This window comes from Hymenobacter terrenus (assembly GCF_000972495.1).
GTDB classification, from domain to species: Bacteria; Bacteroidota; Bacteroidia; order Cytophagales; family Hymenobacteraceae; genus Hymenobacter; species Hymenobacter terrenus.
Window position 1 is genome coordinate 1 of sequence record NZ_LATM01000147.1, and the last position, 462, is coordinate 462.

Sequence of the window (462 nt, forward strand, 5' to 3'; positions counted from 1 at the left end):
GTTGGGTTAAGTCCCGCAACGAGCGCAACCCCTATGTTTAGTTGCCAGCGGGTCATGCCGGGGACTCTAGACAGACTGCCTGCGCAAGCAGTGAGGAAGGCGGGGACGACGTCAGGTCATCATGGCCCTTACGCCTAGGGCTACACACGTGCTACAATGGACGGTACAGCGGGTTGCCAACCAGCGATGGTGCGCCAATCCCGAAAAGCCGTTCTCAGTTCGGATCGGAGTCTGCAACTCGACTCCGTGAAGCTGGAATCACTAGTAATCGCGTATCAGCAATGACGCGGTGAATACGTTCCCGGGCCTTGTACACACCGCCCGTCAAGCCATGAAAGTCTGGTAGACCTGAAGCCGGTGCTCGTCACAGAAGCCGGTTAGGGTAGAACAGGTAATTAGGGCTAAGTCGTAACAAGGTAGCCGTACCGGAAGGTGCGGCTGGATCACCTCCTTTCTGGAGCA

General features: G+C 56.9%; 1 rRNA gene. It reads left to right on the top strand.

The annotated features are described in order from the left end of the window. Window positions 1-454: ribosomal RNA gene (locus WX88_RS26890) — 16S ribosomal RNA — on the top strand; the annotation flags it as partial. Window positions 455-462 lie beyond the last annotated feature (8 nt).